General features: G+C 53.5%; 20 protein-coding genes. 16 read left to right on the forward strand and 4 right to left on the reverse strand.

Features of this window, described 5'->3' with window-relative positions; all coding sequences use genetic code 11:
• Positions 1 to 54 precede the first annotated feature (54 nt).
• Positions 55 to 321, forward strand: coding sequence for a YdgH/BhsA/McbA-like domain containing protein (locus PAT9B_RS22070; protein WP_013511498.1), 267 nt, complete (start codon positions 55 to 57; stop codon positions 319 to 321).
• A 41-nt stretch (positions 322 to 362) separates the two neighbouring features.
• On the opposite strand, the gene fhuE is transcribed toward PAT9B_RS22070, so the two are convergent.
• Complete coding sequence (gene fhuE / locus PAT9B_RS22075) at positions 363 to 2,564, reverse strand: ferric-rhodotorulic acid/ferric-coprogen receptor FhuE (RefSeq protein WP_013511499.1); 2,202 nt, start codon at positions 2,562 to 2,564, stop codon at positions 363 to 365.
• Positions 2,565 to 3,003: 439 nt separating this feature from the next.
• On the opposite strand from fhuE, the gene PAT9B_RS22080 reads away from it, so the two are divergent.
• Entirely contained in the window at positions 3,004 to 4,098 is a 1,095-nt protein-coding gene (locus tag PAT9B_RS22080; protein WP_013511500.1) for a YncE family protein, read from the forward strand.
• A gap of 90 nt (positions 4,099 to 4,188) precedes the next feature.
• Positions 4,189 to 4,953 carry a 2-phosphosulfolactate phosphatase gene (locus tag PAT9B_RS22085; RefSeq protein ID WP_013511501.1) on the forward strand — a complete coding sequence of 255 codons (765 nt, stop codon included), beginning with the start codon at positions 4,189 to 4,191 and terminating at the stop codon, positions 4,951 to 4,953.
• Here PAT9B_RS22085 and PAT9B_RS22090 read toward each other — a convergent pair.
• From PAT9B_RS22090 to PAT9B_RS22100, 3 genes are all read right to left on the reverse strand, one after another.
• On the reverse strand, positions 4,941 to 5,765 hold the full coding sequence (locus PAT9B_RS22090) for a sugar phosphate isomerase/epimerase (protein WP_013511502.1): 825 nt from the start codon (positions 5,763 to 5,765) through the stop codon (positions 4,941 to 4,943). The genes PAT9B_RS22085 and PAT9B_RS22090 overlap by 13 nt on opposite strands.
• Positions 5,762 to 7,219, reverse strand: a complete 1,458-nt coding sequence (locus tag PAT9B_RS22095) for a sugar porter family MFS transporter (RefSeq protein WP_013511503.1) — start codon at positions 7,217 to 7,219, stop codon at positions 5,762 to 5,764. Before PAT9B_RS22095 ends, PAT9B_RS22090 begins: the two co-directional genes overlap by 4 nt.
• A 135-nt stretch (positions 7,220 to 7,354) precedes the next feature.
• The gene (locus tag PAT9B_RS22100) at positions 7,355 to 8,224 is read right to left on the reverse strand and encodes an AraC family transcriptional regulator (protein WP_013511504.1); all 870 of its coding nucleotides are present in this window, start codon (positions 8,222 to 8,224) and stop codon (positions 7,355 to 7,357) included.
• Positions 8,225 to 8,892: 668 nt separating this feature from the next.
• On the opposite strand from PAT9B_RS22100, the gene PAT9B_RS22105 reads away from it, so the two are divergent.
• From PAT9B_RS22105 to PAT9B_RS30995, 13 genes are all read left to right on the forward strand, one after another.
• Entirely contained in the window at positions 8,893 to 10,302 is a 1,410-nt protein-coding gene (locus tag PAT9B_RS22105) for a sugar porter family MFS transporter (protein WP_013511505.1), read from the forward strand.
• 24 nt (positions 10,303 to 10,326) lie between these two features.
• Complete coding sequence (locus PAT9B_RS22110) at positions 10,327 to 11,337, forward strand: Gfo/Idh/MocA family protein (protein WP_013511506.1); 1,011 nt, start codon at positions 10,327 to 10,329, stop codon at positions 11,335 to 11,337.
• 24 nt (positions 11,338 to 11,361) lie between these two features.
• Complete coding sequence (locus tag PAT9B_RS22115) at positions 11,362 to 11,790, forward strand: PTS sugar transporter subunit IIA (RefSeq protein WP_013511507.1); 429 nt, start codon at positions 11,362 to 11,364, stop codon at positions 11,788 to 11,790.
• A 16-nt stretch (positions 11,791 to 11,806) separates the two neighbouring features.
• Entirely contained in the window at positions 11,807 to 12,748 is a 942-nt protein-coding gene (locus tag PAT9B_RS22120; protein ID WP_013511508.1) for a sugar phosphate isomerase/epimerase, read from the forward strand.
• Positions 12,749 to 13,023: 275 nt separating this feature from the next.
• A complete protein-coding gene (locus tag PAT9B_RS22125; protein WP_041526049.1) occupies positions 13,024 to 13,563 on the forward strand; it encodes a sugar dehydrogenase complex small subunit in 540 nt (179 codons plus the stop codon).
• Positions 13,564 to 13,582: 19 nt separating this feature from the next.
• Positions 13,583 to 15,211: a GMC family oxidoreductase gene (locus PAT9B_RS22130; protein WP_013511510.1), complete on the forward strand. Its 1,629-nt coding sequence runs from the start codon at positions 13,583 to 13,585 to the stop codon at positions 15,209 to 15,211.
• Complete coding sequence (locus PAT9B_RS22135; RefSeq protein ID WP_013511511.1) at positions 15,211 to 16,617, forward strand: cytochrome c; 1,407 nt, start codon at positions 15,211 to 15,213, stop codon at positions 16,615 to 16,617. The genes PAT9B_RS22130 and PAT9B_RS22135 overlap by 1 nt, the downstream gene beginning before the upstream one ends.
• A gap of 1 nt (position 16,618) precedes the next feature.
• On the forward strand, positions 16,619 to 17,122 hold the full coding sequence (locus PAT9B_RS22140) for a sugar dehydrogenase complex small subunit (protein ID WP_013511512.1): 504 nt from the start codon (positions 16,619 to 16,621) through the stop codon (positions 17,120 to 17,122).
• 22 nt (positions 17,123 to 17,144) lie between these two features.
• The gene (locus PAT9B_RS22145) at positions 17,145 to 18,749 is read left to right on the forward strand and encodes a GMC family oxidoreductase (protein WP_013511513.1); all 1,605 of its coding nucleotides are present in this window, start codon (positions 17,145 to 17,147) and stop codon (positions 18,747 to 18,749) included.
• Entirely contained in the window at positions 18,742 to 20,073 is a 1,332-nt protein-coding gene (locus PAT9B_RS22150) for a cytochrome c (protein WP_013511514.1), read from the forward strand. The genes PAT9B_RS22145 and PAT9B_RS22150 overlap by 8 nt, the downstream gene beginning before the upstream one ends.
• 143 nt (positions 20,074 to 20,216) lie before the next feature.
• Entirely contained in the window at positions 20,217 to 20,831 is a 615-nt protein-coding gene (locus tag PAT9B_RS22155) for a TetR/AcrR family transcriptional regulator (protein WP_013511515.1), read from the forward strand.
• 456 nt (positions 20,832 to 21,287) lie between these two features.
• Complete coding sequence (locus tag PAT9B_RS22160; RefSeq protein ID WP_013511516.1) at positions 21,288 to 21,497, forward strand: YdgH/BhsA/McbA-like domain containing protein; 210 nt, start codon at positions 21,288 to 21,290, stop codon at positions 21,495 to 21,497.
• Between the two features lie 68 nt (positions 21,498 to 21,565).
• Positions 21,566 to 21,712: a hypothetical protein gene (locus PAT9B_RS30995; RefSeq protein ID WP_013511517.1), complete on the forward strand. Its 147-nt coding sequence runs from the start codon at positions 21,566 to 21,568 to the stop codon at positions 21,710 to 21,712.
• The last annotated feature ends 79 nt before the right edge of the window (positions 21,713 to 21,791 follow it).

The following is a 21,791-nucleotide window of genomic DNA, read 5'->3' on the forward strand; positions in this document are numbered from 1 at the left end:
AATTTAATGGCTATAGTGAACCGTCAATTCCCCAATCATCTCCGAGGTTTGATAATGAAAAAAACGATGGCAAGTATGATAGCGTTGGTCACCGCTTCGTTAATTTGTGGCTCGGCTTTCGCGGCAAAGGAAATCAGTAAAGCCGACGCGAAGAAATACCATAAGGTCGGGACGGTCAGTTCCACCAAAGAACATACCTCACCACGTGCAGCAATGGAGGAGATCTCTAAAAAAGCGGATGAGATGGGAGGGAAATATTTTGTCATCACCTCTGGTAATGAGGGAGACAAAGTCCGTGCGACGGCAACGGTTTATAAATAAATACGCCGCGCCCGGTTTATGCCGGGCGCGGCTATTTATTATCAGAACTGGTATGAAACGCTGACCGAGAAATTACGCGGCTCGCCGTAAACATAGTTGTTCATATAGGTATAGTAGGTACGATCAAACAGGTTATCCACGTTCGCCTGTACCGCCACCTGCTTGGTGACCTGATAACGGGCAAACAGGTTTGCCAACGGATAGCTGCCCTGGTAAACGCGCTGGGTGCTGCCATCTGGCGCGGTGTCATCCTGGAACACACGGTTCTGCCAGGTGATGCCGCCACCAAAGGTGAGGTCCGGCAGCATCGGCAGCTGATAGCGCGTGAACAGCTTGAACACGGTTTGCGGTTGGTTGGAGTTATAACGTCCATCCGAATCGCGTGCGACGTAACGTGTGGCACCGAAGGTCATTTGCAGGTTATCGGTGAGTGCGCCATTCAATTCAAATTCAGCACCTTTGCTACGGGCACCTTTTGTTGCTTTATATGCCTGTTCGCTGCTGTTGTTGACGTAGACGTCATCAATGGCTTCACCCACGTTATTCTGCTCAATGCGGAAGATGGCCATGGTCGCGGTCAGGCGGCCATCAAACCAGGCGGATTTCAGGCCAGTTTCATAGCTTTTGCCGGTAACCGGTGACAGGTAGTGACCGCTGCTATCACGATAGGTTTGTGGCTGGAAGATCGAGGTATAGCTGGCATAGGCTGACCAGGTATCATTAATGTCATACACCATACCGGCATACGGCGTGATGTTGTTTTTATCCATATTGCCGCTGCTGCCATTGGTGCTGTATTGGGTGTAACGGGCACCAATAATCAACGACAGCGGATCGGCCAGTGAGAAACGTGCAGCGGTGTAGGCTGACTTCTGGCGCACCACATCATCGGCGTTCAGATACCAGTCGCCCCAGTTGGGTTCAGCGATACTGCCATTCCAGCTGTTATTGAAGATGCCGATATCGCTGGTCGCAATGTCACCGGCGTCTTCATCGGTTATACCGTTGCTACTGTAGGTCACGTTATGCTGACGGCTGTAACTCACGCCCGCCATCAGTTGGTGCTGGCGTCCGAACAGTTCAAACGGACCGCTTGCATAGCCATCAACCGAGGTCAGCTCACGTTTGCCACGGTCCATACTGCCGAAGCCATCGGCACCCTCGCCGGTGTCCTGATCGGGTAATGACAGATAACCGGTGTACAACAACTTGTCGCTGAAGGTATTTTCAGCGTGAGTACCGTTTAAATGAAAGGACCAGCCGTTATCAAAGTTATGAACCAGGTCGGCATACAGTTTACGCACGGTGGTGTGGTACCAGGTCCAGTCTGCCGAGGAGTTCAGGCTGCGATTGTAATGGGTCAATGCGCCATTGCTGTAAAACACCGGATTACCACCCCAGGTGGGGTTTTTGGTGTCAGCGTCCTGATAGTCATAAGCTAACGACAACGTGGTGTTATCGGTGATATCGGCATCAATCGCGCCATACAGGAATTTGGTATTTTTACGATAACGATCCAGCCAGCTGTCCTGATTCTGATAACCCGCGATAACGCGACCACGTACCGTTCCCGATTCATTTAATGGGGTGGAGATATCTGCAACATAGCGCTGTTTGTTCCAGCTACCATAGCTGGCCGTTAAATTCCCGGTGAACTCTTTGCTGTCGGCGTGTTTACGCACCATGTTAACGGATGCCGCCGGGCTGCCTGCGCCGGTCATCAGGCCAGTCGCGCCGCGCACCACTTCAATACGATCATAAATCGCGGTATCTGAAGCGGTATCCCCGTAGTTCCATGAATCCCCCATTGAAGTAGGGATGCCATCATAGGTGAAGTTGGTCAGCAAGAAGCCGCGCGAATAGTAATAAGAACGTTCGCTATCGTCCTGCTCGCTGGTAATCCCGGTGGTGTTTTTCAGCACATCACTGATGGTCTGTAGCTGCTGATCCTGAATACGCTGTTGAGTGATGACGCTGACGGATTGCGGCACATCGCGCGGCGTCAGCAGCAGCTTCGTGCCGGCACGCGTGGTTTTTACCTGGTAATCGGTCTTGTCCTGTGCACTGGTGTCGCTATCGGTATTGGCATTAACCACCAGATCTTGCTGGGTCGTGGTGGTCTCTGCTGCCAGTGCCGGATTAAGAAGGGCGTGTACCGCCATTGCCAGCAATGACACGGTGAAAGTCTTGCGGATACCCGACGCGCTTGATCCCGCCTGAGTTTCCCTGCGATTCGAAGACATAATATTTCCCGCCAAAATAAACGTGGTCTGCTGTTGTGTCGCTTCTGATTTTTATTACGCCGCGCGCTGCTGCGGCATTTAACGCTAAGAAGCGCATAAATTGAGAAAGCCAATGATAATCATTTGCTTTAAAAATTCGCCAAAGGTTTCATTCGATTGTGTAAACATTTGTATAGATGATTTAAATCAATCAGATAGGATCAAATTTAACCCTTTAATTGCTGTCGTTTACTTATATCAGCTGGCTATTTAGCGGCAAAATCGGGCTTTTTATCGCTTAAAATCGCGTTTCTGCTGACGGTGATGTCGGTCTGCTAAGCCATTGTTTAGGGGGGATTTGCTTAGTTGTCGTTAATGCGTATGATTCTCATTCTTTCTACGTTCCTTCCGTGCTGGCTATCGCCTGCGGGAATCCGTTTATCCATTGATGGAGTTCAGAATGAAATCGTTGTTCAGCCCGCGTCAGGCCGCCATTGCCGCCGCAGTTATCGCTGCCTGTAGCCTGACAGCCTGCCAGGCTCCGGCCAAAAAAGCGGAAGCGCCTGTTGCTGCCGCCGCAGTGAAGCCAGTCGATACCCAGTTGACCCAGCGTGTATTGGGCGATGGCCTGTATGAACTGGCGTACTCACCCGCAGCGAACGCCTTGTTTGTGGCCAGCGCTCAGGGCTTCAAAGATGTCAATGGCGGGATGATCTACCGTCTCGATCCGACCACGCTGGCGACCAAAGGCGAAACCCATACCGATCTGAAAAACTTCGGCATGGCGATTGAGGGTGAAGGCAGCGTGTTCTACACCACCAACTCCCTGGATGGCGGCGTGTCAAAAGTGGATGCGCAGAGTGGCAAAGTGTTGGAGCGCCTGATGTTGGGCGGCAAGAAAGATAAAGAAGGCGATGTACCGGGCGCACGTGAAATGCTGCTGCTGGGTAACGAACTGTACGTTGGCCGCGTAGCCGATCCGGGCTTTATCTCGGTGGTTGATACCAAAACCTTCAAACTGAAAACCACCATTAAAAACGCCGGTAAGTGGGTAACAGGGATTATCTACTCCCCGCTGACTGAACGCGTTTATGCCGCCAATGGTGCCGGTGAGATTGTGGTGATCAACCCACGCACCCACAAAATTGAGCAGCGCTGGACAGCGGGTGATGGCAAGGAATATCTGTTCCTGAATATGGCGGAAGATCCGGCCACCGGTCGTCTGTTTGTCACCGATGATTCCAAGGGCAAAACCACCCTGGTCTTCGACGAACATACCGGCAAAGTGATCAAACGTCTCCCGGGCGACGCACTGGGCATCAAGTTCAACGCCAAACGTAACGAGATCTACATTTCTCAACGTGAGTCGAAGAAAGTGTTGCAGTTGGATGCCACCAGCTATGCGGTGAAAAACAGCTGGTCATTCGACACCAACCCGAACAGCCTGCTGGTCTCCGCCGATGGTCAAACCCTGTATGTTTCTCTGAAGCAGGCGTTTAATAAAGATAACTCAACCCAGGGTAAAGACAGCGTGGCCCGCATTGCGCTGAAGTAAGTTTACCTGCACGTAACGGCGCGATTTATCGCGCCGTTTGCGTATAATGCGCGCAATCCTTCACCTCACGACTCAGGGTGTCATCTGGCAATGCCGCATCAATACTTCTCTCAACATGCGTTTGATATTCGCCTCGAATGGGGTAGCGCAGCCGCAGAACATCTGGCGCAAGATGTAGACTGTGTGATTGTGGTGGATGTGATGTCGTTTTCCACCTGTGTCAGTCTGGCGAATGAGCAGGGGGCAATGATTGCCCCGTGGCCGTGGAAGGACGATTCGGCCCAACGCTATGCCGCTGAAATGGGGGCTCAGGCCGCCAGTATTGACCGTCGTTTCTCTGATCACGCGTTTACCTTATCCCCTGCATCGTTGTTAAAAATACCCGCCGCAACCCGGTTGGTGCTGCCATCACCTAATGGTTCAACGGTTGCGTTTAAGGCGCGGGAGAAGGGGGCGCAGGTATTCACTGCGGGCCTGCGCAACCGGCAAGCCACGGCGGTTGCCTGTCGGCATTTCCAACGCATACTGGTGATTCCCTGCGGTGAACGTTGGCCAGATGGTAGCCTGCGCCCGGCGATCGAGGATTACGTGGCGGCGGGGGGGATTATTGCCGCATTGGGCGAACGTCAGCGCTCACCGGAAGCGGAAATGGCGCTGGCGGCGTATCAATCTGCGCGGGAGCAGGATTTTGCCTCGTTATTTCAGTGCGCATCGGCGCTGGAGTTGGTTGAACGAGGCTTTGCTGCCGATGTTGATCTTTGTCTGAGCGTGGATATGGCCCAGCATGCCAGTCGTCTGGTGGACAACTTTTTTGTCCCCCACCAGACGCCATCCTGCCATCATCAACCGGTATAGCTACGCATATTATCCATCACCTGCTGCGCCAGCACCGCATGGTCCCTCTCCCAGCATGCCGGGCTGAACAACTCCGCAGACCAGACGCCATCAAACCCGGTGGCTTTCACCGCGTCGGTCCAGGCCTGGACGTCGATATCACCTTCACCAGGCATATAAGCCCGCAACACCGTCTCTTCCCAGGCTTCACCGGGTTGTGGCTTGCGGCCATCACAGAAGTGCACGCCAAAAATCAGGTCCGGGTCTAACGCACGGATATCATCGGGCGTGGTGGCCCCGGTGGCAAAAAGGTGCCAAAAATCGATCACCAGACCGACATTGGGTTTGCCAATGCGCCGGATGACCTCCAGAGCCTGATTCAGGGTGTTAAATTGCGTATGCGCAATCACCTCGATCTGGTAACGCACACCGTATTGCTCGCCAATGCTGGCGATGGCCGAAATGTTCTCGGTCATGATGTCCATGATCTGTGACGGTGGCAGATGGTCGATGCCGTGCTGCGCCAGGATCTGGATGGTCGGGCACGCCAGGTCTGCGGCGATTTGTGTCAGCTGCGTCGCTTCTGCCAGCAATTGCTGCTTCTCTCCCTCACGGTGGCGTTCAATATCAATCAACGCATTCAGACAGGCGGTTTGCAGACCATATCCCTGTACCTGTTTTTTCAGCGCGGCGGTGCTGCCACCGTTAGCGAGATAGCGCAGCAACTTATAGTGCAAAAACTCCAACCCGTCATAGCCGGTTTCAGCGGCAATACGTGTTTCGGTGACGACGTTACAGTAGTGGGTAGAGATACCGTGTAGAGCCTTGATCATGATTTACCTCGCAGACTGGCAGAAGGAGAAGCGGCCGCAGACGGAGTGGCGTTTTTTGTCATACGGCGGGCAAGCAGTTGTTCAATATCATCGAGGGCAACGCCACGCGTTTCCGGCACGAAACGCACCAGAAACACCAGGCAAAACAGATTGAGGATGGCGAACACCCAGAATGAGAAGGCACCATGAAACGCCTGTTGCAAAGCGTGGATTTGGTTCAGTACCGGGAAAAACTGTGTCACCAGGAAGTTGAAAATCCACATCAGGCTGACGGCTAATCCCATCCCATAGCTTTTGATGCGTGGCGGGAAAATTTCGGCAATCAATACCCAACAGCCTGCGCCCCAACTGATGGCAAAAGTCACCATGAACAATAAGGCTGAGGTGATGGCGAGATAACCGCTTTGCTGGTGCAGCATGCTCCAGGAGAGCAGCAGCAGGGCGCAGATTGAACCCAGGGTGCCCAGTTTCATCACCGGCAACCGGCCAAAGCGGTCATACAGATTCATGGCGACAAAAGCACCGACGGCGTTGAGCAGACCGATAAAAATGGTCTGGAATAACAATGTATCTTTACTGACATCACCGGTATTGAGAATCATGGGCGCGAAGTACATCACAATACTGGCACCGGTTAATTGCTGTAACACGGCGATGGCACAACCGACCATCAGGGCATAGCGCAGAACCGGTGTCTGCCAGATAGCGCTGAGCGAATGGTTGCCTTTGCTGGCATCCTGCGGCTTCTGACGCACGCGAAGAATGTCCAGCGTTTCACGCTCATTAAGGTCGGGGTAAATTTTCTTGAGTACGCGTAGCGCGCGCTCGCCCTGCTGGTGGTTAATACACCATTGCGGTGATTCAGGCAGGATAAAGGTACAGATCAACATCATAATGACCGGAACAAATTGCGCGCCCATCATCCAGCGCCAGCCCTCATCAATCAGCCAGACTTCGGACATGCCGCGTCCGATAAGATAGTTGATCAGAAAAACCAGCGTCTGAGAGCCAACCAGTGACAGATTAAAAATGCCGGATGCTTTGCCGCGAATACGGGCAGGCGAAATCTCGCTCATATACATCGGGGCGACGGTTCCGGCGAGGCCAATGCCCAGACCCGCTACAATACGAGCGGCGGAAAACAACAGAAACGAGTCGGCAAAGGTAGAGCCGACGGCGGAAAGCGCGAAGGCCAGTGTCGCCAGTAGCAGAACCGGTTTGCGTCCCAGTTTCTCAGCCAGCCTGCCAGCGGCTAACGAACCGAGGATGCAACCCACAAAGATGCTGGAGACCACCCAACCGGTTTGTGAGGGATCAAGGTGAAAATAAGCCTGAATAGAGTCGACAGTCCCCGAAATAACGCCGGTAGAATAACCAAACATCACGCCACCGAGGGTAGCAATACAACACAGGGAATAGACATAACGTGCATTACAACGTGAGGATGAATGCATGATTGCCTCCATATAACCGCAAACGGGAACACAAGGTCACCAAAGACATATTGAGTCCTTATTGAGAGCAAAGGGATATCTGCAGGCTTATGGTATTAAGCCTGAACAGGACGAACGGTCGGAGGGGCTAACCCATTAGCTTTTAATTTGCCCGGTCAGCCAGAATTTTTTATAACGCGCAGGTGGAATGCCGATCAGATTTAGAAATATGCGATGGAAATTATTAACGTTATCGTAGCCGACGGCGTTAGCCACTTCCGTGACGCCCAGATTGGTGCTGAGCAGTAACGATTGTGCTTCGCCAATACGTCGCCGGGTTTGGTATTGTTTCGGTGAGTAGCCGGAATAGGCCTTGAAAACGTGCGCCAGATAAAACTGGTTCATATTCAGGGCTGCGGTAATGGATTTTAATGCAATCTCATCTTTGTAGTGGTCGTCGATATAATCCTTGATGCGCTGGCCAAGCAATGTATGGTTATTCTGCTGATCCTGCTTGTTTTCAATCCAGATATTGCGACACAACAACAACAGAATACTGATGAGATTATCGCCTACTTCGGAACTGAATAACCGTTTGCTACTGACGTGCGACCACATCTGGTCAAAAAGCTGGCAAATTTCGTCATAAAATTCACCACTCGGCATCACCGCCACTTGATGGCGCGTCGTCAGGACATTTTGCGGCAAGCCTTCGACTTTCAGCTGTTCGACTCCGCAACTAAAAATAAGCAGATCGTCCGACGGGGCTGGATTTTCATCGTGCAGCACGTTGGCGTTGAACAGCAGTAAATCACCACGCTGCACTTGATAGCCGCGGCCATCAATGTTGTAGATGCCGCTACCCGCGCGGATAAACATCAGTTCGAAGCGATCATCGTGCTTATGCATCACGCGTGGGATCGCTGCCTCAATGCCTTCCGCTTTGCAGATAAAGGTGAGGCGCGGACGGTGACCATTCTCGAATCCGCGAGCCGAAGGATGTTCATTAAGGCAGTAGGTCAGCATGATGTCTCCTTTTATTGTGTCGCTATTCTTACATGCCATTGACGCCGGGTAATCATCAATTTTGCTTTTTAGTCATATTTAACTGACTGATTTTTAACAACATCGCTAAAACTGGCTGTTTCCGGGTGCAGATTATTGTTATTGCCAGACGGCGGGAAAATTTAAATTTGATCCCCATCACATTTTAACCGCAGGGCAGTCATTCCGGTTATCAAGATAATCGGGAAAATCATCCAGTCACGGCATTTGCCATCAAAGTGGTAATACTTCATTGCATGAAGGCGATACAAATAACATTCATATTTCCCTGCCAATTAAAGGAAATATCGACTTCCACTCATCGCCGTTTGCCAATAATAGTTTTTTTTGAAAGTCTCTATTCTTGCTATGTCAATAATATAGAAATTATTCGTGATTAATATCACATCTTTTTGTGCTTTTTAATCAGAATTTATGATCGTCCGCACGCAGTGAAACGGTGCTGGCATAGGCATATAGTTTTTCGATTTTACTTTGATTAACGTTGTCGCAACGATAAGGGAACTGAAGCATTAAACCAATGCGGCAGTAAATATAAAAATGCCAATTATTCTGGCTAAAAATTAGTCATAACCGATCTGAAAATAACAGCTTACGTCGTTGTTACCTTACAACCAGATGGAAAAGTTATGTACAACAAAACTCACCTGCAAAATCCTCAGCGTATGAGGTTAATCACTATCGTCTCAACGATAGGAGGATTATGTTTTGGCTACGATACCGGGGTTATTTCCGGCGCATTGATCTTTATGAAATACGATCTCAATCTGACGCCAACTCAGGAAGGATTTATTACCTCGTTTTTATTATTTGGCGCAGCACTTGGCTCGCTGTTTGGTGGTTATTTATCGGACAAGCAAGGGCGGCGGAAAAATTTGTTGTGGGTCGCCGCGATATTTATGTTTGGTGCATTAGGTACGGCCCTGGCATGGAGTGTGCCTTCTATGATTGTGGCACGTTTCATTCTTGGGCTGGCAGTGGGATGTGCCTCGGTGACGGTGCCGATTTATATTTCTGAACTGGCGCGTGCCGATCAACGCGAAAGGTTGGTGACGGTAAATGAACTGATGATCGTCACCGGACAATTTCTGGCTTATAGCGTCAATGCGGCGATTGTAAACCTGTATCCGGAAATGGCGCACAACTGGCGAATTATGCTGGCGATTCCGGCATTGCCCGGGGCGTTATTATGGTTTGGTATGTTGCTGATGCCGGAATCCCCGCGTTTCTTTATGCGCCGTGGTGAAACGGATAAAGCCATCAAAGTGCTCAAAGCGTTACGTTTGCCAGAAGAGGTTGACCGGGAAGTCAAAGAGATCCAGCAAATCATTAAAGCAGATGCAGTGAAGTTCCACCTGCTGGCTGAACTGAAGAAAAGTTGGGTCGTGCAACTGGTATTAATTGGCCTGATGATTGTGCTTGCCACCCGCGTGACCGGCGTCAATACCATCATGTATTACGCCCCGACCGTATTGAAAGCCACAGGATTGGGCGATGCGGCGGCCGTTACGGGCGCGGTTGCCAACGGCGTCATCTCCATTCTCGCAACACTGCTGGGTATGGCGTTAATCGGTAAACACTCGCGTCGCAAAATGTTTTTCACCGGCCAGGCTGGCGTGACGCTGAGCCTGGTAGCGATTGGCCTGGCATTTAAATTATTTTTCCATAATGAAATCGTTAATGGGAACGACATTTTACAAGCTAATTTCGCCGGGGCCAGTTATGTAATTCTCGGATTGATGCTGGTATTCCTGGTCTTTATGCAAGGTTGGATCGCCCCGGTATTCTGGCTCATGCTGGCTGAAATTTATCCATTGAAAATGCGCGGTATCGGGATGGGTTTTGCCGTATTCGGACTATGGATTTTTGATTTTATTATTCAATCCATTTTCCCGTTCCTGCTGAACCATTATGGCGGCGGTATGACCTTTGGTTTCTTCGCTGCGACCAACGTCATGATGTTAATCCTGCTGGTTAAATATCTGCCGGAGACGCGCGGCATGACGTTAGAACAAATCGAAAATAAATTCCGTTTTTAATATACCGCTACTGAGGATGTAACAATGACAGTTAAAATCGGCTTGATTGGCCTGGGTATGATTGGCCGTGACCACCTGAAGCGTTTTAAAGACGTTATTACTGGCGCGCAGGTGACAGCGGTGTGTGATATTAATAAATCAGTCGCAGATAATATTGCCGCTGAATACGGTGCGACGCCATTTTACGATGCGGAAGCGATGATCCATTCTCCGCTGGTCGATGCCGTGTTTATTTGCTCGATTGGTCCGGTACATAAAACACAAATATTGACGGCATTTCAGGCCGGGAAACCAGTATTTTGTGAAAAACCGCTGACACCGACCGCCGACGAAGCCAAAGAAATCATTGATGCTGAAGTGAAAGCGGGTAAACGCCTGCTGCAACTTGGCTTTATGCGCCGTTTCGACCCCGGTTATCAGGCGCTTAAGCAATCGATTGATCGCGGTGAACTGGGCGAGATCCTGCTCATGCACTGCGCCCACCGTAATCCTGCGGTACCCGAAAGTTACACGCTGGAAATGGCGATCAATGATTCGGCGACTCACGAAATCGACATCATCCGTTATCTGCTGAACGAGAATATCGTGGCTGTGCGGGTCGATAAACCGCGCAAGAAAACCCGTCGTGCGCTGCCGCATTTGCAGGACCCGCTGATCGTGATTTTTGAAACCGCCTCCGGGGTGCGCATCGATGATGAACTCTTCGTGAACTGTGATTACGGCTACGACATCCGCTGTGAAGTGATTGGTGAGAATGCGATTGCGGCACTGAACGAACAGGCGCTGATCAGCACGCGTTCGGCGGCAGGCAGCGCGCATCATATCAGCCAGTCCTGCATGGAGCGTTTTGCCACCGCATATGACCGTGAGGTGCAGCATTTTGTCGATCGCGTGCGTGAGGGACTGGCGATGAGTGGCCCCTCATCCTGGGACGGCTATATCGTCGCGCTGGTCTGCGATGCCGGGCTGGCGTCGTTGCAGGACGGCGAAAAACATGCGGTGGCTATTCCACAACAACCGGCGCTGTATCACTAAGCCACTTTCCGTGAGGAACACCCGATGTTGAAACTGAATGAAAACGATCTTTTCCTGCACTGCCAGGCGGCGAATAAAAACGAAGCGATGCAACTGGCGGCTGCGGCGTTAGAACAGGGTGGGTATGTCAAAACAGGTTTCTTCCACGCCATGCAGGCTCGGGAGGAGAGCGTTTCAACCTATATCGGCGCAGGGATTGCCTTTCCGCATTGCGCCAAAGCCGATACCCACCTCGTGATTAACACCGGGTTTCAGGTATTCCAGTTTCCCCAGGGGGTGAGCTGGGGAGCGGGCAAAGTGGTTTTTATCGTCGTCGCGGTGGCGGCGCAGCAGGATGAACATATTCAGGTACTGGCTGCGATAGCGGATTTATTGGGTGATGAGGTGAAAACCACCTTGTTAGCCAATGCCAACACTAAAGCCGGATTTATTGAACAGTTTGAAAAAGCCTAATGATTAAGGAATCGCGATGAAACTGGCGTTATGTACCGATGTACTGGGTGATTTACCCTTTCCGGCCATGCTGGATAAAGTCAAAAGTTATGGCATCAGCGGTGTCGAAATGACGGCGGGCGGCTGGTCGCCCTGTCCGCATGTTGATACTGAGGCGCTGTTGTCGTCACCCGAGAAACTGCAACAGTTTCAGGCGGAGCTGAGCCGCCGTGAGATGCGTATTGTGGCGCTCAACTGTTCGGGTAATCCCTTGGCTCCGGGGGAACTCGGCGAAAAGCACAGCCTGAGCAGTTACCGCGCGGTAGAGCTGGCGGGTAAATTGGGTGTGAAGAAAATCGTGATGATGAGTGGTCTGCCTGGTGGCGGCCCGGAAGATCGCGTACCGAACTGGATTACGTCAACCATTTCCTGGCCCGACTACATGCCCGGCGTCATTGATTATCAGTGGAATGAAGTGGCGATTCCGTGGTGGAAGAAATTTGTACAGCATGCAAAACAGCATGGGATTGAAAAGATCGCCATTGAAGAGTTTCCTTGCCAGTTGGTTTACAACCCGTCGACCTTGCTGCGTTTGCGTCACGCAGTAGATGAAATGATTGGTATTAATCTTGATCCGTCACATCTGATTGCGATGGGTGCCGATCCGATCGCCGCAGCACGTAAGCTGGAAGGGGCGGTTTTCCACGTACACGGCAAAGATGCGCGTATTGAACGTGGTCTGGCCGATGTGGACGGATTAATGGAATACCAGCCGGTGACCAACACCAAAACCCGTACCTGGAACTATGTCGCAGTAGGCTGTGGTATGGATCTGAAGTGGTGGAAGGAGTTTTTCTCGGTACTGCGGATGACCGGATATAACGGTGATGTTTCGCTGGAGATGGAAGATCTGACGATGAGTGTTGAGGCTGGATTGCAAACCTCGATCGATGCACTGAACGCAACGTTAAGCCGTTAATACCCTGCATTAAAACGTCGCGGCGTGCCAGCTCGCGCCGCGATGCACAATTTCTGAGCAACTCCACTCATCACTGACTTAAAAAATTCATCTCGTATGGCTTTTGTTTAACTTTCATTTAATATATTAATAACCAGCGCAATTATGAGTTATTTAATTAATGTTGCGTTGTGTGATTGTTAATATTCGAAGCAAATCAATAACAGCTAACAATGATGTCTTTCGCCACCGCAAATGCAGTGGTGTTGAGTAATGTGAAAAGTCAGGGAAACAATATGTTGCAGTCAGACGATCTTTCCGTCGGAAAGATCCAACTCTCACGCCGGAAAGTGCTGCTTTCTGGCGCGGTGATCATTGCCAGTGGGCTGGTCACCTCGGCGTTACCGTCGTTTGCCTTAGCGCAACCGTCACCCGGTTTTGCCCCTTTTATGCAGATCTCCCGCCTGCTGGTGAACCATCAACTGGATGATGCCGTCGGTCAGCGCATGCTGGCGCTGTTGGACAGTGAAGAACAGGGCTTGCTGGATAACATCAACCAACTGCTGGCCATTGCCCGTGCACACAATGCCTTCAAGGTGGAAGATTTCTTCCCGGCGATCCCGCAAGGCAAGTTGCAAGACCTGGCGCACAAAATCATCTTTGGCTGGTACACCGGCAGCCTCGCCCCGACGCGATCCGCCAAGACCTTCGCCTATGAACAGGCACTCACCTGGCACACCACGCTGGATGTGATCACTATTCCGTCTTACGGCATCAGTGGTCCCAACAACTGGCAACGCGCTAATACTCCGGTCCTTCCCGTACCGCAATTCTGAATCTGATAAGAAGACAATTATGGCAGCCCCAAATCAGTCACCTGTGGTGATCGTCGGCACCGGCGTGGTCGGTGTGGTGATCGCAGAACAACTGCTGGACGCTGGTATTCCGGTGCTTATGCTGGAAGCTGGCCCGCGCGTCTCACGTGCGGAAATCGTGGAAAACTTCCGTAACTTGCCGTTGGCGGCGAAAGGCAATCCGATTGAGTGCTATCCCTCGCGCGAGTGGGCACCGCACCCGGAACCGGCTGGCGCAGGCAAAGGTTATCTGCAACTGAGCGGCAATGATTCTTACGCGCAAAGCTACGTGCGTTATGCCGGTGGTTCAACCTGGCACTGGGCGGGCACCTGCTGGCGTCTGACCCCTGCGGATATGCAGCTGCATACCCGTTATGGCGTGGGCCGCGATTGGGCCTTTGACTATGACACGCTGGAACCGTACTACGTCCGCGCCGAGTATAAGCTCGGCATCTGTGGTCCGGATGATCCGGCGCTGCAATGGCCGTCGCAGCGTTCAAAACCCTATCCGATGCCTGCGCTGCCATTTGGTCCTGGTGAGGCGCGTTTTACCGAGGTGGTACGCGAGAAGCTGGGGCTGCATAACATCCCAACGGCGCAGGCGCGTAACAGCGGCACGTCATACGATGATCGTCCCGCCTGCTGTGCCAATAACAACTGCGTCCCGGTGTGTCCGGTCGGGGCCAAATATGATGGTGCGACGGCGTTATCACGCCTGGAAGCTAAAGGCGCAACCATCCTCGATAACGCCGTGGTGTGGCGCATTGAAACCAATGCCAGCAACCATATCGAAGCGGTGCATTACTATGACCAGCACAAGCAAAGTCATCGCGTCAGCGGCAAGCTGTTTATCATCGCCTGTAACGGTCTGGAGACGCCCAAACTGTTGCTGATGTCGGCGGATGCGCGCAACCCGAACGGCATCGCCAACAGTTCTGATCAGGTGGGGCGCAATATGATGGACCACCCGCAGATCACCATGACGGTCACGCTGGAAGAACCTTACTGGGCAGGTGTTGGGCCGGTGGTGAACAGCGGCATTATGGAAACGTCACAAGGGGATTTCCGTTCCGAGCATGCCGGGGCCTATTTCCGCTTTAATAACTTTGCCCGCAACCGGTTTGTCACCTTTGGTGCATTGCAGAAAGGGCTGGTCGGCAAAGCGTTGGATGAAGAGATCCGCCGCATGACCGCCTGCACCGCCGATATCGTGCTGGCGCATGAGATCCTGCCGGATGCCAACAACCGTCTGACGCTCTCCGACAAAAAGGACTGGCTTGGCCTGCCGAAACCGGCCATCCATTATGACGTCGGCGACTACGTCCGTCGTTCGTATAACGACTACTCAAAACCGATTGCCGACCGCATTGCCGAGGCGATGGGCGCGATCGACAAGAAGTATTCCAAACAGTTTAACCAGAGCAAGCACATCATGGGCGGCACCATCATGGGGAATGACCCTGCCAATTCGGTGGTGGATAACGTCTGCCGGGCGCACGATCACCGCAACCTGTTCCTGCCAGGTGGGGGTGCGATGGCGAGTACCGCATGCGGTAACAGCACCCTGACCATGGTGGCACTGGCGTTCAAAGCCGCTGATGCCATCGTCAAACAGGCACAGGAGGCGTGATGATGCGGAAGTTAAAACCTGCCGCACTGGCACTGATGCTGGCTTGCGTCGCGGGTGCGGTACATGCCGCCAGTGATGATGCGCTGGTGAAGAAGGGGGAATATCTGGCGGTGGCCTCCGACTGTACCGCCTGCCATAGCGCATCAGCGGCGCAGCCATTTGCCGGAGGTAAAGCCATTGCTTCGCCGGTCGGTGAGATCATTGCCACCAATATCACACCGTCGAAAACGGACGGGATCGGCAACTACAGTGAGCAACAGTTTGCTGATGCGCTGCGTAAGGGGATTCGTGCCGACGGTGCGCATCTTTATCCGGCAATGCCCTATACCGCTTACGCCACGCTGACCGACGAGGATATTCATGCCTTGTATGCTTATTTTATGTCAGGCGTACAGGCGGTCGATCGTCCTACGGCGCAGACGCATCTGCCGTTCCCGCTGAACCTGCGTTTCTCCATGATGTTCTGGAACGCGTTGTTCCTGAATGCACCAGGCTATCAGCCAGACGCCTCGCAAACCGCCAGTTGGAACCGGGGCCGTTATCTGGTGGAAGGGGCGGCACACTGTAGCACCTGCCATACCCCGCGTGGTTTCCTGATGCAGGAGAAAACCGCGGCGGCCTTTACCGGTGCGCAGGTGGGGTCATGGTACGCGCCGAACATTACCGCCAATCCGGTCAGCGGTATTGGCCAGTGGTCACAGCAAGAGTTAGTGACTTACCTGCGCACTGGCCGTCTGGCTGGCAAGGCACAGGCGGCGGGCAGCATGGCGGAAGCCATCACCCACAGTTTCCAGCATCTGTCAGATGCCGATCTGACGGCGATCGCCGAGTATATGCAGAGTGTGCCGGATCATACCGCCTTTGCGTCTGGCGCTACACGCTTCACGCAGGGAACGCCTGGCAACAACCTCGCGGCCTTCCGTGGTGACGCGTTTGCCACGCCAGTCAGTGATGAAGGTGCCCGGCTGTTCTCGGGTAACTGCGCCTCCTGCCACGGCAGCAGCGGGCAGGGCACCAAAGATGGCTTCTATCCCAGCCTGTTCCATAACAGCGCCACGGCAGAACATAATTCATCTAATCTTATTGCGACTATTCTGTTTGGTGTCGAGCGCGATAGCGCGCAGGGCAATGTGTTTATGCCACCCTTCGGTGCGCAGCCTAACGCGCTCAACCATCTTAATGATCAGCAGGTTGCCACCCTGTCGAACTGGATTTTGCATCGTTACGGCAACAAAGATGTGACAGTGTCACCTGAGCAGGTAGCGGAGATCCGGCGTGGCGGCCCTGCGTCACCTCTGGTACTGCTGGCGCAACTGGGTGTGGCTGTAGGTGTGCTGGCAGCGATCGCCATAGTCCTTTGGCTGCTCTGGCGGCGTAAACGTTCAACCCTTACCACTGGAAAATAATATGAAGCACTACTCACGCCGTCGCGTGCTGAAGATGGCCGGATTGGTGGTCATCACCAGCGCTGCGGGGCATCTGTTGCCGCTGCCGCGCCTCAATGCGGCGCAAACCCTGGCTAATGCGGCGACGCAGGCGGATTTTATCCAGGTTTCCCAATGGCTGACCCAGCAGGAGAACCTGAATAGCGCCGTGGCCCATGCGCTGCTGATCGCCCTGAATCAGACCCAAAAGGATTTCACTGCCGGGCTGACGCAACTTAAAACGTTGCTGCAAAGTCAGCCAGGTTTGCTGCAACAGGACCACTTGACCTTTGCTGCCAGTGACGCCGCCAGCGAGAAGCTGGCAAAAGCGATTCTTGGCGGCTGGTACAACGGTGTGGTCGGCAAAGGCATACATGCGCTGTACGTCACTTATGTCAACACGCTCGCCAATCAACTGGTGAATGACAAACTGGTGCCACCGAGTTTTTCGTATGGCGAATGTGGCAGCTGGGCGCAACAGCCCTGATTTTTAAAGAGCAATGTCGTTAATGAATAATAAAAATTCTGCCGATGTGGTGGTGATTGGCGCGGGCGTCAATGGATCACTGCTGGCAACCCGACTGGCAAAAGCCGGCAAATCTGTGCTGTTACTGGAATCAGGCCCGAAAGTAGGGCGTGACGAGTTGGTTGAGCGTTTTCGTGCCTCGGCGTTCAAATCTGACTTTATGTCGCCATATCCGTTTTCCGAGCTGGCACCGCAGCCGCGTTACACGCCGGAACCCAATGATTACCTGCACCAACTGGGGCCGCACCCGTTTGCGGCGCAGTATATTCGCATGTTCGGTGGCACCAGTTGGCACTGGGCGGCCCAGCTGTGGCGCTTTGTTCCCAACGATTTCCGTCAGCAGACCCAGTATGGCGTGGGTAAAGACTGGCCGTTTGGTTACGATGAGCTGGAACCTTACTACTACGAGGCGGAAGTGATCGCCGGAGTAGGCGGTTCGCCTGATAACGGCTCTCCACGCAGTAAACCTTATCCGATGGAGCGGGTACCGGCGTCCTGGTTGCAACAGCGCGTCACCGCCCGCCTGGCACCGGATTTTACCGTGCTGGATGATAGCACCGGACGTAACAGCCACAGCTACGATGGCCGTCCGGCCTGTTGCGGCAATAACAACTGCATGCCGCTGTGTCCGATTGATGCGCAGTACCACGGTGGTCTGGCGGCGCAACAGGCGCAGGACAGCGGCGTACAGGTGATCACCGAAGCGGTGGTGTACCAGCTTGAACACGATGCGCAGGGCAAGATTGTTGCCGCCAACTACTACGACTGGAACAAAGTCAGTCATCGCGTGACGGCAGAGACCTTCGTGCTGGCGGCCAACGCCATTGAAACGCCGAAGCTGCTGCTGATGTCCGTCAGCGACAAATTCCCCCAAGGGATCGCCAACGCGCGCGATAACGTTGGGCGTAACCTGTGCGACCACCCGGCGATTGGTGTTACCTTTGATGTGGATGAAGAGATCTGGCCTGGCCGTGGGCCGGTCAGCCCATGCTCGATTGGTCAATTTCGTGACGGCGATTTCCGCCGCGAACATGCACCGTTCCGTATCGATATCTCCAACGCCTCACAGGTCGCCGCAGTGACCAAAGAGGTACTGGCAGAAGGCTTCTTCGGTAAGAAATTGCAGGAGGAAATTCGCTTCCGTGCGGCGCGTCGTTTGAGTATCAAAAACGCGATGGAACAGTTGCCCGATCCCAATAACCGCGTCACGCTCAGCAGCAATAAAGACGCACTGGGCCTGCCGACGCCAGCGCTGTACTGGAACGTCAGCGACTATGAGCTGAAGGGCACCGAAAAAACCCGCGCATGCTACGACGCTATCGCGGCAAAACTGGGCGGCACCCATATCCAGCACAGCAAAAGCGGCAAATTTTCAAACCGTCAACATATCACGGGCACGCTGTCGATGGGCCTCGATCCGGCGACCAGCGTCACCGATGCGTGGGGACGCGCCCACGACCACCAAAATCTCTTTATGGTTGGCACCGGCGTGATGCCGACGGTCGGCACCTGTAACGTGACCCTGACCGCAATGGCGCTGGCACTGCGCACCGCTGATAAAATTTTGCAGGAGACGCAACATGGCTAAGCAATGGCAAACATGGCTGGCCGCGGGCGTGCTGGCGGTGGTCGCGGGTCAGGCCCAGGCGGCCGATCAAAACGCGCAGATCAAACGCGGTGAGTATCTGGCGATTGCCGGTGACTGTGGTGCTTGCCATAGCGAGGAAGGCAAAGCGCCGTTTAGCGGTGGGCATGCCATCGCCAGCCCGCTGGGTACCATTTTCAGTACCAACATTACCCCGTCGAAAACCGCCGGAATTGGTCACTACAGCGAAGCGCAGTTTGCCGCCGCGCTGCGTGAAGGGGTGCGTGGTGACGGCAGTCAGCTCTATCCGGCGATGCCGTATACCGCTTATGCTAAGCTGAGCGATGACGATGTGGCGGCGCTGTACGCTTACTTTATGCACGGCGTGCAACCGGTGGATGAGCAGCCGCAGAAAACCGCGCTGCCGTTTCCGTTCAACCTGCGCTTCAGCATGGCCGCGTGGAACTGGCTGTTCCTCGATAAACAACGCTTCCAGCCAGACGCCGCACAATCAGACGAGTGGAACCGTGGTGCATATCTGGTGCAGGGGTTAACCCATTGCAGTACCTGCCATACACCACGTAACTTCCTGATGGCGGAGCAGTCGGCGCACAACCTTCAGGGCGCATCGCTCGGCACCTGGTTTGCGCCAGATATCACTGCGGCGACCCTACAGGGTAAGTCGCACTGGACACGCGCCATGTTAGCTGACTACCTCGCGACCGGACATGCCAGCAATGGTGCGACGGCAGGTGGACCGATGCTGGAAGCGATCGATAAAAGTTTCTCGCGGATGACGCCGGAAGATCGCCAGGCGATCGCGACCTATCTGCTACCGGCAGAGACAGGCACCGCGGCGGCGGTCGTGCAGCCGGGTCTGACGCCGGTACAAGGTGATGATACGCCCCAGGCCAGCCTCAGCAGTGGCGCAGTGTTGTATCGTAACAACTGCGCCGCCTGCCATAACCTGCAAGGACAGGGGTTACATGGCTTACCGGCACTGCAAAACCATCCGGTACTGAATAAGCCAACGGCAGATAACGTGGCGATGGCGGTGTTGCAGGGGGTTTGGCCGGAAAAAGGTCAGGGCATGATTGGCTTCGCCGCTTCGCTCAGCGATGCCCAGATTGCCGACATCACCAATTACGTGATGCAGGACATGGGGCACAGCCAGGTGCAGATCACCGCCGATCGGGTGAAAACCCTGCGTGCCGGTGGCGCGGCATCGCCGCTGATGCTGCTGGCACGCGTGGGGATGGGCGTGGCCGTGGTAGCGATCCTGCTGGTGCTGTGGTGGTGGCGGAGAAAACGTGCCATCAGTCAGTGAATCTGTTAGTTGCAAACCGGGCAGGGAAGCCAGGTTTGCAAACCGCAGGGTAAAGGGGGCTGCCTGTATTGAACAGGGAAGATGTGGCATACTGCACTTTCTTAAACTGAACGGTTTGGTAAACAGATCCATCTGAGGAAAAAATGAGAACGCTGACTGAAGAACGCCGTCAGGCCATCATCGACGCCGCTTCCCGTTTATTTCAGGAAATGGGCTATGAACGTACTTCCATGAACGAAGTCGCGAAGCGGGTGGGAGGGTCGAAAGCCACGCTTTATAATTACTTTGTCTCGAAAGAAGCGTTATTCGAAACCGTCGTCCGTACTTACAGTACACGTTTTCTTAACGAAGCGGCGGCACAGTTAAGCGACACCGCCAGTGCGGCGTTAAGCCTTGAGCAGACGTTGATTCAGTTTGGTGAAGGCATGCTCAAAGTTCTGGGCGGTGACAACCAGGCGATGCAGATTTACCGTGTCGTGGTCGGTGAAGCAGGGCATTCAGATATTGGCCGGTTGTTTCTCGATGCCGGTATTGACGAAAGTATGCTGAAACTCGCGCAGGTCATGGCCGACGCAATGCAGCGCGGGGAACTGACCGAAGCGGAGCCGATGCTACGAGCGCAACAGTTTACCTCCCTGGTCAAAGCTGAAATTGATGGAATTTTTCTGCAACGAGAATTGCCACGTTACACTGAGGCGCAGATAAAAAGCATGGTTATCAACAGCGTCGATTTGTTCCTGCGCGGTGCGAAACCCTGACTGAAGGGTAATCTGCTGTGTGCCATCGCCCCTCTGCTGCTGCCGGGCAGTCCTCGCGCCGCTGACGCGGTGCCTTCGGCTTCAACGCCGTGCCGACGGACCGTTCGGGGAAGTCCATCCCTGTCCACCCCGAACTGACTCACGCATCCCTGCGTGAGTCTCCTGGCCCAACGTCAAAGCCTCAGCGCTGCGGATAGCCCTTTGCAGCAGCAGAGGGGCGATGGCCTTCACGATTGTGCCCTTTATGACACCACGCACCAGACTGCGTCATCACCGATTGCTTAACTGACCAGCATTAGACTGAAGGGCGGTTTTCTCTGACACGCCCGCACGTTCAATTTTTTTGATTTATTTCAGCAAAACACCCGGCTGTTACTCATCGGGTGACAGGTCTATTCTTTCTCACATCGGGGCACAACGCTCCACAACTTAAAAAATCTCGCTGAGGAAATGACCATGAAATCTATCAAAACTTTCGTAGTAGTTGCGGCTCTGTCACTGGTTTCTTTTGGCAGCTTCGCGCAAAGTATCACCGCCTCTGCCTCTACGCTGGATGGCGCGGAAGCCAAAATCGCCGCTCAGGCAAAACAAGCAGGTGCATCTTATAAAATTACCGGCGCTCGCGTGGATAACGGTGCTTACCTGTCCGCTGAATTGACAAAATGATCGTGGTCGCCAACGGCCGCCGTGGTGCGGCCGCTTGCGACAGACATCATCCGTGAGAGGACCAGAATATGCATCACAATCATGAAATCGCGGTCCAGGCGGCGGCATTTGTTCAGTCGCTCAAATCGCATCGCCATGCCAATATGCCCGCCATTCGTTTCCGTCACTGGCCGCAATTTATCTCAACGGTGCGCGAATTAATGGAAAAAAATTAACACAACCTGACCAGAAACAATAATCTCTGCGTCTTGATTTGCAAATCCGTCAGAAACTTCCCAGACTTTAAGCTCTATT

The sequence above is a fragment of the Pantoea sp. At-9b genome (assembly GCF_000175935.2).
Lineage (GTDB): Bacteria > Pseudomonadota > Gammaproteobacteria > Enterobacterales > Enterobacteriaceae > Pantoea.